The organism is Bradyrhizobium sp. WYCCWR 13022 (assembly GCF_030435535.1).
GTDB lineage: Bacteria > Pseudomonadota > Alphaproteobacteria > Rhizobiales > Xanthobacteraceae > Bradyrhizobium.
Genome location: NZ_JAUIZJ010000042.1, coordinates 39,107 through 55,434, shown reverse-complemented (window position 1 = coordinate 55,434; position 16,328 = coordinate 39,107). Strand labels below are relative to the sequence as shown.

At 62.1% G+C, this 16,328-nt stretch carries 1 protein-coding gene (cut by a window edge); it reads left to right on the top strand.

Features of this window, described 5'->3' with window-relative positions; all coding sequences use genetic code 11:
* The first annotated feature begins 509 nt into the window (after window positions 1–509).
* Window positions 510–16,328 carry the 5' portion of an LEPR-XLL domain-containing protein gene (locus QY049_RS35665; RefSeq protein ID WP_301270490.1) on the top strand. The gene runs 12,663 nt beyond the window's last position, so the window shows 15,819 of its 28,482 coding nt (coding positions 1–15,819); its start codon is at window positions 510–512; its stop codon lies beyond the right edge, outside the window.

The window sequence follows — 16,328 nt, the reverse complement described above, 5'->3', positions numbered from 1 at the left end:
GGATTTTACAACTTCCAGCTATGTGGTGTCGTCGTGCATTTAGGCGACTGCCGCCGAGGCTTTGCGACCTCCTAAGTTGTTGAGCGAGCGCGCTTACTGAGCGGATCAAGCCGTGCCCCATGCAATCGGCTTGCAATCATGGATTGTGTATCGAGGTCGGCACCGACTCGCTGAGCTGCCGATGGCGGCCGAGAGGCCAAAGCGCTTGTAGACGGGCTGTGGCCGTGTCATAACGTCGTCGTTAAAGCCGTATTAAACTACGCATAAATCGAATTTAAGCCGCCCAATCGTCATTCGAAGGAGGCGCTGCGATGATCAAAGATTTTAGCACCTTTGAGAGTTTGCACTCAGCTCCTCCCATGCCGCGTGTCGTTGAAGGCACCGGCATTCAAATTCTCCCCGGCACACACCGCTAGACATTCTCCTCAGGCGCATACTGCTTGAGGCGCGTTCGCGTAACTTCGACTTGCTGCTCGCCGTTCGGTCCATTTTTTCGATGGAGCATTCCGATGGGTATAGCCTGGCGCTGGAACAAGGAAGCTCACAAGCGCTCCGCGTTCGAATCCCTCCTCGACAAGGTCATTCGCGAGATCCTTCCGGGACGGGACAGTAGAAAGCGGCGGATCGGCGGTGCTGCGCGCCCGGCGGCAAAGCCGCGGCGCCAGAACTTCACGCTCGAGGCGATCGAGCCGCGGCTGCTGTTGTCGGCGGATATCACCTATGGCGGGGTCCTCAATACGCATACGGACTTTACGCTCAAGGCCGAGGCGGGCTCGTTCAATCTCTACGACAACGCGACAGCATCGGTCATCGGTTCAAAATCAATCGTTGCCGGTGGTGACAACAGCGTCACGATCGACCGCGGCGGCGGAGACGATATTTACGGCGACACGATTCACCTGGATCTCAAGTCCTTTGAGACTGCAAATGCAGCGATCGGTGGCCACCTACTGAGCATCAATTTCACCGGCGGCGATCAAAGGCTGTTCCAGGACACCGTTTCGCTGGACGCCGCGTCTGCCGCGACGGTCGGTTTTGGCCTGAACGTCACGAGCGATTCCGCAATCTCGTCCGGCGCACATGCGAGCTTCGCTGGCGAACTGTCGCTGAAGTCGGAGGCCACCGCCGTTAGCGATGCGATCGTAGGCCAGGGAATACTGTCCAACGCGAATTCGGCCATCACACTGTCCGGCGCCAATCTGAGCGCATCCGGCAAGGTGAGTTTGACGGCGCACTCGGCGCTCAATGTGACTGCCGACGGTACTACTAAGGGCAATGCTGACGATCCTGACCTGAGCGGCGAGATCACCGGAAAGATCGCCGACGCGATCAACGACAATCTCGGCGACAAGATTCATCTCGTCTCACTGGTCACGAGTTTTTCCAGCGCGAAGATCGATGTCGGCGATTCCGTGCTCAGCGCGACCAATGGTGACCTGGTTCTCAATGCGACCGTCGACGGCACGCTGACCGCATCGTCGGCCAACAACAACTCGTTCAAGATCACGATCGTCGCCGGCGATGCGGATCCGGAGGTGCTGATCCACGGGGCCTCGACCAACGTCAGCGCCAGCGGCAAGATCGATGCGACCGCCAAATCCAGCGTGACGATCAATGCATCGGCCGTGCCGACCGACAACGCCGACGCATCGAAGGATGCAGCCGTGGCCGTCACGGCGTTCGAGAGCAGGGCAAAACTCGTCGTGTCGGACAGCGCGGTCGTGAATGCCATGGGCGGCGCCGCGACACTGCAGGCGAGCAGCGAGCTCGATGCCACGACCACGGCGGACGGCAGCGCGGGAACAGCCGGCGCGGGCGTTGCGGTTTCGGTGGTTTTCGGTGACACCGTAGCATCAGTTGACGGTTCCACCGTCAGCGGCCTCGGAGTCAGCCTTCAGGCCACGACGGACCGCGACATCACGACCACGGCCAATTCGTCGGTCGGCGGCAGTGCGCAGAGCGGCGGCGGCGACAACGCGAGCGAGACGACGCTCAAGAACAACAACGCGCAGACAGCGGGAGATTCAGGCAACGAAAGCATTTCATTTGCGGGCGCGATCGCGGTCGCGGTAGATACGGGCGATACCAAGGCCTATTTGCAGGACGGAACCATCAACGCCGGCATTGATGCTGCGTCGATCATAGCGGCGTCCGTCGACGTGATGACGACCAACGCGGATGGTGGGTTCACCCAGGATTCGTCCGGCGGTGGCGGCGGTGCTTCCAAGGCGGTCGGCGTCGCGGTCGCGATCAATGTCGCGACCCGGGATGATCTTGCCTACATTGGCGGAACGAGCACCGTTACTGGCGGTTCGCTCGCCATTGAGGTCCAGGCGCTGGACGACAAGCAAAGCGTATTCAGCGCAGAAGCGATCTCCGGCCTCGGGGACGCCAGCAGCGTCAGTTTTGCCGGATCACTGGCGATCAATGTCGTCCTGTTCAATCATAAAGCCTATCTCGACAACGGTGCGAACGTCACGCTGGTCGGGAGCCCGGACGTCACCATCGCGGCGCACGCGGACATCAAGAACGTCGCGAAGGCGACGCCGCACGAAGCCGACGGCGTGAATCCCGGAACCGGAATCGGCGCCTCCGTAGCTTTCAACTACGGTGAAGACACGACTGCCGCCTACGTCGACGACAATGTCTTGCTCACGGGCGCGAAGGGTCTGACGCTCGATGCCTCGTCGGCGCACGAGATGGAGACCGAGGCCAAGAACGGTTCGGCCGGCGGGACTGCGGTCACGCCCGTCATCGCGATTTCGGTCGCGAATGACGATACCCATGCAACGATCGGCAGCGGCGGCCTGCTGACGGTCGGCGCCGACGGATTCAATCTGAGTTCCACCCTGACCAATGTCGTCAGGACCTCCGCCGAGGGCGACACCGAAGCGGATAAGACCGGCGTCGGCATTTCGCTTGCCTTGTCGATCGTGAATGATGACTCGCAGGCCACCACCGGCCGCAATCTCTTCACGAGCGGCGGCGCGGCGGCCTTCATGTCGAGCGCCATCTCGATCAGTGAGAGCTCGGCGAAAGCAAGCGTGAAGGGCGGCGAAGACAGCGGCAGCGGCAAGAAAGCCGACGGCAAGAAGCAGGATCAGATGAACTTCGCCGACACCACGGCGAAGACCAAGACGGGTGGAAGTGCCAAGGGCAACAATGGCGCAACCGCTCCCGATGCCGATACCGGCAGCGGGCAGGTCGACGTCGCAGGTGCGATCGCGGTCAACATCGAGAATGGATCGTCGGTTGCGTCGATTCCGGATAGCGGCCATGTCACGGCGACCGGGCTGATTACAGTCCATTCGCAGGCCAATGTCGACGGGCATGCGCTCGCGGATGGTTCCGCGGTCACCGGAAGCGGCGGCACCGGCGTCGGCGTTGCGGTCGCTGTCAACGTCAACAACATCACCAACCAGGCCTTTGTCGGTAATGGCGCGGTGGTCAGCGGCAGTGGTCTGAACGTCGGTGCCGTCGTGGCCGATCGGCAGATCGACGCGCCGGTGATCACCGTACCGGTGGTCGACACCACGCACGATACGCTCTTCGTTGGTCTCAATGCCGGTCTCGCGAACGGCGATCAAGTCCAGTATGTCGGGCTCGGCGGCTTCGGCCTAACCCCCTTGGTCACGACCTATTACGTGCATGTCAACGGCGACGGCACCATCAAGCTTTACGACACCAACAAGGCGGATGCCGAAGACGGCGGCGCCACCGGCCTGGTGGATCTCAGTTCCGGCGCCCTGTCATCATCGGGCAACCAGCTCTGGAAATACATCGGGGGCGTCCCGACCCCGATCGGTGCGATTGATTTCGATCCGACCGGCAACATCACCGAGCTCAATCTCGGCCCCGACGAGACCCTGCGCACCGGCGACCGTGTCAAATATGATGCCAACGGCGGTTCACCACTCGGTGGTTTGAGCGACAACACCACGTACTTCATCATCGACCTGACCGGCGGTCACTACCAGCTCGCGGCGTCGCTGGGCGATGCCTACGACGGAAAGGCGATTACGCTGAGCGGCGCTGCGCCCGCCGGCCAGAAGCTGCACGATCTCACCCACTCTTCGCGTGCCGACGCAACGTCGGGCGCCAGCGGTGGTAATATCGGCGTCGGCATTTCGGCCGCAATCAACATCGTGAACAACGACACGCAGGCGGTGGTTGGCCTTACCCCGGGCGTGGATTTGTCCGGTTCGGCGACCGTGACGACGACCGGAGGCAATTCTTCGGTCTCGGCCGCCGGCGACGAGTCGAATTTGGCAACCGCCAGACCGCACGGCGACACCGAAGGCGAGAAAGCAGGCGTCGGTGCCTCGATCGGGATCAATGTGCTCACCAATACCGTCAATGCACAGATCACCGACGGGTCGTCGTGGTCCGGTTCAGTCGGGACTTTCACGGTTTCGGCCGACTCCGGAGATACGGCATTCACCCATGGCGAGAACGGTGCAGCGTCCTCTGGCGGGACCGGGGTAGGTATCGGCGTTGGCGTGCTGGTCGCCGACGAAAAGGCAACTGCGTATGTCGGCACTGGCGGACTGTTGTCTGCGAACGGTGACGTTGCGGTTACCGCATCGAACGATGCAGATTTCAACACCGAAACAGACGCCAAGGCAGCCGGCAAGAGCGTCGGCGTCGGCGCGTCGGTCTCAATTGCCTGGGTTACCGAGAAGGTCAGCGCCGAACTCGCCCGTAGCGTCAATACGACTGCGGGTGCGGCGACCGTTTCCTCCGATTCGACGGTCAAGAGCGAGGCCAAGGCCCTCGCGTCCGTCTCAGGGGCGAAGGACTCGGATGACAATGCCGATACGAAGGCCGACGGCCAGGTGAACGGCAGCAGCTCGAACACAAACAGCAAGGGCATCTCGCTGCCAACGGCCAGCGGCGGCGCTTCAGGCGGAAATTCGTCGGCTTCCTCCGAGGGCGGTACCAACAACAGCGGCGTCGGCATCGCCGCCTCTATCGCGGTCAACCGGATCCTCGCCGATAACACCGCGCAAGTCACCCACGGAGCCGACATCACGGCACAGGGCGCTGTGACGATCTCTGCTCAGGCCGAATATGACGGCAGTGCCAAGGCGATCGGCACCGGCGTCGCGTTGAACAGCGACGATCACATCGCGGCCGGCGTCAGCGTCAACTGGCTCGGGGCGACAAACAAGGCGCTGGTCGGGGGCGGCTCGGTCATCATCAGTCATGATGCGGTCGCGGGTATCACGATCCAGGCGATCACGCCGAGCGGCGAGACCGACGATTTTGTCGCATGGGGTGCGGCGGCCGCAGGCGGCAAGGGTGGCATGAGCATCGCCGGCTCGGTGGCGATCAACATCGTCGACCATTTCGACACCGAGGCATCGACGGCAAGCACCTCGCACCTCGAGTCCGACGGCGGGATCACGGTCAATGGAACTGCCGTTCTCGGGCCGCAGACGTTGGCGGCTGCAGGTGCGTTCTCCAAGGATAAGGGGGCGTTCGGTGCTGCAATCAATGTGACGCTGCTGCATGCCTCGACGACGGCAGCAATCGGTGGTGACGCGGATGCCGCCGGTGCCATTTCGGTCAAGGCCGAGAGTCACATGGTGCCAACCGAAATCGACCTGCCATTGATACAGCCGAAGCTGACTTCGGTGGCGGTCGCCGGTTCCGCCAGCCAAGCTGATTTGGCCATCGCCGGCTCGTTCATCATCAACGACCTGCACGTCGACGTGGACGCGCATATCGGCGCCTCCAGCCAGGTCAATCGGGGCGGCCTCTATACGGTCGGCAGCGCACAAACGGTCAGCGTGGCGGCGACAAACGAGACCAAGGTCGTCAGCGTCGCGGGTGCACTAGCCCTGTCTATCGATTCGTCGGGTTTCGGCGTCGGACTGGATGTCGAGATCCTGCACAAGACAACGAAAGCCTACATCGACGGGTCCGCGGTTGTCGGAAACAACGGTGGCGGAACTGTGAGCGTGACGGCGACATCCCCCGAGACGATGTTGTCGGTCGCCGCAACCTTGGGCGCCGGCTTTGGTTCCGTGGGCGCCGCAGCGTCAATCGGGATCGCCGACATTCATGTCGAGACCGACGCATACATCAACGATTCGGCGACCGTGCGCTCCGATGGCTCCGTCTCGGTGAAAGCGACCGGCACGTTCATCACGACGATGGTCGCCGGCGCGATCGGAATCGGCGACTCGGCCGGTATCGGGCTCGCGAACACGACATTGATTTATGACGGGACCGTGCAGGCCTATGTCGGAGCCTCTGCGACGGTGCGAGCGGGCGGCAACATCGATGTGATCGCCGCCGAAAGCGAGGACGTCATTGCCATCGCAGCGGGTGCGGCTGGAGCCAGTGAGGTCGGGGTCGCCGGCTCCGCTGGAGTCAACCTGCTGACCGAGCACACGACGGCGCGCATTGGTCACAACGCGGATGTCACGATCGTCGGCGCACACGATCTGACCGTCAAGGCGACCGATGATACCACGGTGACCACCGTGGCCGGTGAGATCGCGGTCGGCGGCACAGGCGGCGTCGGCGTCGGTGTCGGTGTCGGCGTGTTCAACAAGCACACCAACGCTTTCATCGACTCGGCCGTCGATGCGACCGTGGGCGGCAATATTTTCGTCACGGCGAAATCGACCGAGAGTCTGATCTCCGTTTCGGGTGGGGTCGCCGTCGGTGGAGACGTCGGGGTCGGCGTCAATGCCGATATCAACGTGTTCCAGCTGCAGACGCGCGCCTTCATAGGCGACGATCCGGACGATGCAATACTGAGTTTCGGCGATGGCAACGTGCATGCCGACGGCACCGTAGCTATTTCTGCCGACGACCAGACCGATATCAACGAGATCACCGCGGTCATCGCAGCGGCGGGTGTGGCCGGCATCGGTGCCGCGGCCGGTGTCGATGTTATGAACAAGGATACCCAGGCATTCATCGGTTCCCACGCCGTGGTCACGGGCGACGGGCTGGGTTCCGGCGCGACCGTGAATACGGGCGCAATCCACATCGACACAGCCGCTGCCGCCAGCACCTTTGATCCGCATGATCCACACGGACAGGGCATCGAGACAGGTCCTACGGGTGGTACGCGGAGTGCCGAATCCGACGATCCGGGCGCGCGCAGCACACTGCGGTCCGGCGGAATGGTTGGAACGCCCAGCCAGGATAAAGTTCTGGGCGGCACGACGAGTGGCGATACCTCGAGCCAGGATGACGATTCGCTGCACAACGTTCGTACGACGAGAGCAGAAACCGCACCTGGTTTCCAGGGCGTCGCAGTTGGTGCGACGAACAAGGAGAACATTCGGACATTCACCTTCAGCTTGGGTGTTGGCGAGGTCGGGGTGGGCGTGTCGGCGGGAGTCGATGTCGACAACGTGACGACCAAGGCCTACGTCGGTGACCATGCGACCGTGAATACGGCGCAGGGCAGCGTCATCATCGGCGCGGCAGACGATTTCTATCACCTTGCGATCGCGGGCGGGGCGGCCGGCGGTTTCGTCGGTGTCGCGCCGGCCGTGGGTGTGAACGTAGTCGGCAACACCACCCTGGCCTTCATCGGCGACCATGCGACGGTGAATGCCGGTACGCTTGCCGGTGGTGGCGACGTGACTGTAGCCGCCTCGATGCAAGAGAATGTCGTGATGATCGGCTTCGGCCTCGCCGGTGGTTTCGTCGGCGTCGGCGGCGCAGTGGACGTCCTCAGCGTCGACAACACGACCAAAGCCTATATCGACCACGATGCGGACGTGTTCGCCTATGGTGACGTGTTCGTCAACGCGACGGATACGACTCATATCTTCGAGCTTTCCGGAGCCATCGCCGGCGGTGCCGTCGGCGTCGGCGGTTCGGTCGGCGTAATGATCATCCACAAGGAAACCGACGCGACGATCGGTGCCGGCGCCACAGTCGATGCGCTGGGCAGAACCGGCGGCCATGACAACGTTCTGAACGACATCGTTGGTAGCAACTTCGCCCGAACCACGAGCCATGGCGTGATCGTTCAGGCCGAGTCCAAGGCGGACATGTTGCATATCGTCATAGCCGGTGCCGGCGGCTTCGTTGGCGTGTCCGGCGCGGTCGGCGTGACACTGATCAGCGGCGAGACCGATGCCGCGATCCTCGACAACGCTCAGATCAACACGCGTTACCAGACGGGTAACAACGCGAGCCTGCAGCAAGGCGTGCATGTCGGCGCCGCCGACGACGTCAATGTAAAGACGTTCATCGTGGCGATCGCCGGCGGGTTCGTCGGCGTCTCCGGCGCGGTGGATGTTGGTAACGTCAACAACAACGTCAAGGCGGTCGTCGGTACCGATGCGACGGTCAACGCGCTCGCGGACATCAATGTGGAAGCATTGTCGTTGAAGGACGTTGCAGGCTTCGACGCCAGCGGTGCCGGTGGTTTTGTCGGCGTCGGCGGTGCGGTCAGCGTCTGGGCGATCGGCAAGCAGATCGAGAAGAGCGGCAAGGACAAGGACGGTGCGGATACCGGTGACGCCCTCGCTGCCGGCGATCACAAGTTCGACCAGGGTAACGTCGATACAGGCGCGCACACGATTGATCTGGGCAGCGACGGCGGGTTCGGCGACGGCGCCGAGGTGGTCTATCACGGCGCCGGTCTCGGCGACGTCAGCGATGGCGACCATGTCTTCGTTCACCAGGTGAGCGGTGGCGTGATCCAGCTTTACGACAATGCCAAGGACGCACAGAAGCACGACGGAACCGGACTGAAGCAACTCTCCAGCCAGGGTAGTGATGGCCAGACGCTGACCTCGGTGAACGGCCCGGATGGTGACGCGGCGGCGGAGGCGAACTCCGGCAAGAACCTGGTGACCAACAGTTCCACCGGCAACGGCATCAACTACTTCACTGGCGACGGGAATGCGAACAGCAACCGCAGCCGGCTGAACAATGCCATTTCGGATCCGACGACGGGCGCCAGCGCTCAGGTCAATTCTGCAACCCCGAGTTCCTCGGATATCAGCGGCCGCGAAAACAATGCGCCGGCGCCGGCGAGCGACCCGACGATCCCGAACGGAACGTCGGCCGTAGTGAAGTCGGGCGCACATCTGAACGCAGGAACCGCGATAAACGTCATTGCGCACGAGATCGACACGTTCAAGGTGACGACGGGTCAGGCCGCCGGCGGCTTCGTCGGGGCCGGCGCATCGGTTTCCGTGCTGACCCTCGGTGAGAACGTCACGGCATTCGCCGACGGCACGCTGAGCGCCGGCGGCAACATCAACGTCAACGCGATCCTGAACGAAAACCTCAATCTGCTCGCCCTCGATGCCGCGGTCGGGTTTGTTGGAATTGGCGCCGCGGTCGTCGTCATCAGTGACGGCAGCTTGGCGCAGGCGAGCCTGGGCAGTGTGACGGATGCCGGCGATGTCTCTGTTGTCGCCAGCAACACTCGTGATCTGACGGAATTCACCGGTCAGGTCTCCGTGGGGGCCGTTGCGGCGGGCGTGTCCTATACCAGCCTGGAAACGACGGGTGGTGCGAGTGCGACGGTCGATGGCGGTGCGCAGATCGGCCAGGCGGCCGTCGGTACCGTGAATTCCCTCAAGGTGACGGCCACCAGCACCACCACGACTCACGTCCATACGCTTGCCATCTCGGCAGGACTGGTCGCGGTCGGCGTGAATTTTGCGCGCGACATCGACACCGCGTCGACCACCGCGGAAATCGGCGATGGTGCCGATATCAAGGTGACGAAGGACGTGACGGTCGAGGCAGCCTCCATCGACCTGGTCAATCCAATCATGGAAGGCGTCACGGTGTTGAGTGGCGTCACGGTCGGCCTGTCCTTCGACAAGGCAGACGTGGAAACCACCGTTCATGCGAGCATCGGCAACGGCACGGTGAACGCAACGAACGTGACCGTGACGGCGACGGAGAACGGCGATTCACTTCTGGTTGGCTATGGCGCCACCACGGACAACTCGTCGTCGTCGGGCCCGTCGCTCCTGAGCGTGGGTGCGAACATTTCCACCGCGATCATGACGCCGGACATGGAGAGCAAGATCACCGGCACAGTGACGGCGAGCGATACGGTCACGATCAGCGTTACGGATAATAGCTCTGCGGTCGCCAAGGCACATGGCCTCGGCCTGTCCGGTATCGGCATCGCCGCGTCGGAATCATCTGCGGAAGCCAAAGGCAAGGTCTTTGCCCATCTGGATGGCTCCGTTACTACGGCGAAGACCCTGAAGATCAGCGCCACGGGAACGGAAGCTGCGAACGCCAACTCGCAGGCCGTTGTTGGCGGCATCCTGGCTTCAGTGGATCATGATGGAGCGACCGCGACCGTTTCACCGGATGTCGAGGCGTATGTCTCGTCGAGCGGCAGCATCAACGTCACCGGGAACATCGAAATTGCGGCAGTGGCTTACCCGGAAGCCGATGCGCTGACCAAAGGCATTGGCGTCTCCGGGGGCGTGCACATCGGTGAGGTCGATTCGACGGCCACATCCAATCCGACGGTGAAGGCCTACATCGATCCGCCGACGGTAACGGCGGGCGGTACCGTCTCGGTTACGGCCACAGCCGACAGCAAGGCGACCAAGCCGCTGCCGAACTATCAGATCATCGGTGCCAACACCGATACCAGCAATGACCTGAGCGATCCCAACAACAACACGGTCAATGTCACCAACCACGGGCTCCTGACCGGCGACACGGTGCAATTGCCGACGAATGCCGGAATCGGCGGGCTGACCCCCAACGTCTTCGATGTCAACACCAACGCGCCCCTTGCGATCATCAAGACCGTCATTGCGGTCGATGGCGATCATCTCGCATTTGGCGACGTATTCGATGGCGCCAAGGTCGATCCGAGCACGGATATCATCGAACTGCCATCGGCGGTGAACCTGAACAATGGCGATCTCGTTGAATACGAGGTGCCAACCGGCAGCACGCCGATCGGCGGGCTGACGCCGGGACATGTCTACAGCATCTTCTTGCCGAATCCGGCAGATCAGACGCACATCAAACTGCGCGAGCCGTCGGGCGTAACCTACACCCAGCAGGCATTCACGCCCCCGGCGTCCGGCGACACAATCACTTTTGCCGCGAATCACGGCCTCAATGATGGCGACGCGGTGACCTACCATGCGCCGGCAGCGCACACGTTCCAGAGCGTTCAAGTCGACGTCAATTCCAGCAACCCGATCTTCGACCAGGGCAGCAAGACCTACAACAACGTCGACAACAACAATATCCAGTTCGTCAATTCCAACGGCGATGCTGCCAGCTGGGGCTTTGCTACCGGCGACATCGTCCGGTACAGCTCGTCGGGCGCACCAATCGGTGGACTGGCGAGCGGTGCCGACTACAAAGTCGTGACGGTCAATGGACCGAGCAGCAGTTCGATCCAGCTCGGCGACGATTCCTCACTGGGAATGGGGAATGTTCTTTTTGTCAGGAACGGCACTGGCGATACGATCACGCGTTCTGACGGCCACAATTGGTCCGACTTTGGCTTCGTGAACGGACAGACGATCGTCATCAGCAACGCAGTCGGCGGTGACAACGGCACCTTCCACATCGCGAGTGGGTCCGGAAGCAACACGTTGGAGCTCGTCGAGAGCAATGTCGTCTCGAACAACAGCGGCAATCCGACCTCGGCGAAGGTCGTGATTGCCCTTGATCCGGGCACCAAGGACCCGAACAATTCTGGGTTTGCAGCGCTGAAGAACGTCACGCATAGCCTGATCAAGAAGTCCGACCTCCCGATGACGGCCGGAGGCACCAATGCCGATGGCAAGCAGTTCTATGTTGAGAAGGTCAGCGACACTCAGATCAAGCTGCACCTGCTGAAGGACCTCAGTGACGCGGCGCTGACCCTGGCCGATCCTTTCGGCCCGACCGGCGATCACACGATCGGACGCGAGGCAGTGGACATCACCGGGCAGGGCGCCGGATTGCAGCAACTCCGCGTCGATCTGACCAGCGGTCCGGCCGGGACAGTCACGCTGACGGGACCGGGTGGTGTGTCCCTCGGTGTGATTTCGCCGCCGAGCTGCGACGGCGTGACGTCGGCGGTCGCGACGGGGTCCGGCGGCGGCGCGCTGCTCGGCTTAGCGGTTGCCAATGCGACGACGAACGACAATCCCAATGTTGACGCGCACATTTCGGCGGATCTGCTGTCGGCCGGTGGCGACGTCATCATCAAGGCGACGTCGACCACCAAAGCGACGTCGAGCGCCCGGGATGACGGCGGCGGATTCGTAGGCATCGGCGTGCCAACCGCAGATGCCAACCAGAACGACGCCAATCACAAGACCAAGGCCTACGTGGACGGACGCGTTGTCGCCACCGGTGACGTCAAAGTGCTTGCACTGACGAGCAATAATGCCGAGGCCGCGGCGCATACGATCACGGGCGGCCTCGTCGGAGTCGCAGTCGGGTTTACGCATTCCAATATCAGCGTCGACACCGCAGCGAACGTAAACGACAACACAGCGATTCTCGCAGGCGGCAGGATCATCATCGCTGCCGAAGACAAGGCGAACCAGGTCACGAACACCGATTGTACCGGGGTCGGCCTTGGTGGTGACGCCAACGCCTTCGCATCAAGCTCGCTCAGCGGCAAGACCGAGGTGAATGTCGGTACAGCCGCAAAGGTGGAAGGCAATATCGTGGTCCTGTCGGTCAGCACCGGGGACTCCAAGGCGACCGGCGACGACCAAGACCATCCGCAGATGACCGTCAAGGCAATCAGCGAGGGCGACGGCGGAGGCCTGGTTGCGGTCGGCACCGCGTCCTCGAACGTCAACGTAAACATTCCGTTCAATATTGAGGTCAAAGGTTTTGCCACGATCACAGGCTGGGAAGGTGTGGATTTCCGCACGTCCTATCAAGCGATCGACACTGAAGCGCATGCCGAATCGAGCGCAACCGGATTGTTCGGTGGCGTCGACTCCAGTTCAAGCAACACCACGACGCTCGACTCGCAAGTCAAGGGGGATGCGGACGCGATTGTTACCGCGACCCCGAGGGTCACGGGCGTCCTCGCGGACCCGGCCTTGCTGCCTCCTCCGGGCTCGACGCCAAGACTCGCGTTCGACATCGACATGACCAACCAGCCACGGGGCTCGCTCGATGGCTCCGACGGAACCATGAGGATCACCAGCGACAATCCCGATCATGTGCGGGCGCTGGGCTTTAGCCTCTCGGGCGATCCGGACCTAAATCCCGAGATCAAGCCGCAGATCACCTTCAATTCGGACGTGGTGATCTATTCCGGCCAGTCACCGGTGCTGATCATCGGTCCGACGGGCAACGTTGAGAAGCAGTCCAACGTCATATTCGACACCGCGACGGTTGGCTTGATCAACGTCCACGACATCATCAATCACGATCCCGGCGACGTGTATTTCGCAACTGGCGATACCGGCAGCAGCGACAGCCAGATCAACGGCTCGGGCGGCACGTGGGATTTCCGGGACAACTATCACCACGTTCAGCTGATCAACAAGTCCACGCTGGATATGAATGTACAGGACATCAAGGTCCTGGATGTCGATCCAGCTGACAAGCCGCAGGTCGACATCTCGAACACGGGCTCGCGCGGTCTGACCTTCAAGCTCAAGCGCGACGTCAGTCCGACGCTGATCGACATCGAGAATACGAATACGGCTTCGACGACCATCACGCTTAGTGGCGTCATCGACAATCCGATCGGTACCACGCGCGTCATCAACACCCATGGGGACATCCTGTCCAGCGCGAGCCGGGCAGACGGTGATGCGGATCCGGATTCGCTAATCCGAACCAATGTCCTCGACATCGAGGCGCGGCAGGGGAACATCGGCCAGAACCCCGGCATCGTGAACTTCGCCGATCCGGTCTCCCCGACGCAGCATCGGATCAACATCGATGTGGTCGACAGCGCGAAAGTTCCGGCAGAGACCGACTTCGTGAGTGGAAACGTCAGCGCCGGCGATCACTCGATAGCGCTGGGACTCAACCAGTTCTTCAATGGCGAGCTCGTGCAATATGTCGCCTCGGGCACAGCGCTCGGCGGGCTGACATCGGGCAACTATTACTACATCATTGCGGTCGACTCCCTGCGGGTCCAACTGGCCGAGGTATCGAGCCCGACGACGGCGATCCAGATCACTCCGACTGCGACGGCCACCGACCTCCATTCGCTCACGCCGGCGCAGCGCTTCACGGCCGTGGCCAAGGGCAACGGCACGACCGAAGGGTTCGCCTGGCTGGACGTCAAGGGGCGCCTGCGCGACGACAATACGCCGTACTCAGTCGTTATCGACGCGGTGAATACCGCGGGCGACGCCAACCTACGCATTTGGGGCAGCGTCCAGGACACGAGTGTCGGGACGGTCGGCGGCGTGCACGTGATCGACCGCGATGGAGCGAACACCAAGGATTATTTCAACAAGTTCCTGCCAGACACTGGTAGCGCGTTGCAGCAGGACAAGGGTGCATTCGGGACCGGCGGCGTGCATATCGACAGCACGTACGATATCCGAGCGCTGGACTCGACGGGCAATCTCTATCGCCCCGGCATCATCTCGGCCCACAACATCGTCATTACCAATGCCGAGCCGACAGCGACAAGTCCGAGGCTCATCAACGTCAAGGCGATCACGGAGATCGTCGGTGGCGGCACGCCAGGTCCGTCCGACACCCATCATGTCGACGTTTTGACGAACGGCTGGATCGACCTGGCCGAAAAGACCGACGATCTGCGCGTCGGCCGCGTCATGTCGACTGCAAATGACGTGACGTTGCATTCGCCCAGGATGATCATCGATGCTTTGAACGATGGTATCGGTTCGGAGGCAGACGTCACCGCCGTCAACATCACGATGACGGCTGGCGACAATGGCATCACCGGCACTGCCAGCGACAAGTCCGGTACCGGCGGCATCGGAGCCACCGATAATTTCCTCGAGATCAACGTTGACGAACTTTATGGAGCGGGCTCGAGCCTCGGCGTGCTGACCGCCAACGACGTCGCAGTGGCAAGCAAGGCCAACACCCAGGGCATCTTCATTACCGAGGTGGTGCGCGGCCTCGAGTCGCAGAACTGGCTGGGCGGGAAGGGTCCCGTCGATGGCTCGGGTCGCGAGATCGACGACCTCGAGGTCAATCTGGTTCAGACCAAGGGCGACGTAACGCTCGCCACGGATCCGGGTTCCATCGTCGATGCCCGCAATGGCGGCGTCGGGGCCGATACCGCCAATGTCATCGGCAATACGATCAACCTGTTTGCCGAGGGCGGCAATATCGGCAATTCGAATGGCGGCAACGATCTCGAAATCGATTCGCAGGCCTACGGCTATGGCACGATCGGAGCAAGAGCGACCGGCAGCATAGATCTCAGCGAAGCGCTGCCGACGACGGCTGTGGGCACGTTCTACGCGCGCGATGCCGAGGTTGTGCTGTTGCAGGCGCTGGGAATTGCCGGAGGCGATGGAGACATCAACGGCAACATCCGCTTCACGGTGCGCGAGAGCGCCGTGCAGGGCGAGGATCTGCATCTTCTGGACTCCGGAAGCGTGCTGTTCCTCGAGGATACGCCGGAGACGATGGTGCATGGTCTCGTCAACACGCCGAACGGGTCGATCCTGCTGCGCGTCGGCGACAATGTGACCACGGAAGCGAACTCGCAGATTCTCGCCGGCAAGAACGTCGACATCTACGGCGATTTCCGCCGAACCGGCGAGCTTTCCAGCGGCGTGGCGCAATTCGACAGCGATACGCCGAACGACACGCCGAACTTCGGCACTGTCATGCATCTGCATGGCGTCATCGCGCACGGCCCGACCGCGAGCGGATATCTCACCCGCATCTTCGGCAACGCCGACACCGACCAGATCTTCTTCGACGAGACGTGGCTCGGCGGCCAGAGCGGAACGCCGTCCTCGCCGATCCCGGGCGGACAAGACCAGAAGATTCCGACCGGCGGACTGGGACCGGTTCGCCTCATGTCGTTCTATTCCGGTGGTACCACGCGCGCCTACGGCAGCAATACGCCGACCCCGACCACTGCCGGAATCGATGCGCAGGTGACGTTTGCGCCCGATCCCAATGGCGACACCATCACGCGTACGGACGGCGGCACCTTTGCGGGCTTCGCCATCGGCGACGTCATCACGGTCGATTCCAGCGATCCCAGCAACCCGATCGCCAACAATCGCATCTATACCGTTACGGGGATTTCAGCCGCGGCAACGGTGCTGACCCTGAGCTCCGCCCGTGTCGTCACGGGGGCCTCGAACGTCAACGTCAAGATCAAAAATACCAGGCTCAATCCGTTTGCGCCGACGGGCGACAGCGAAGACTTCTTC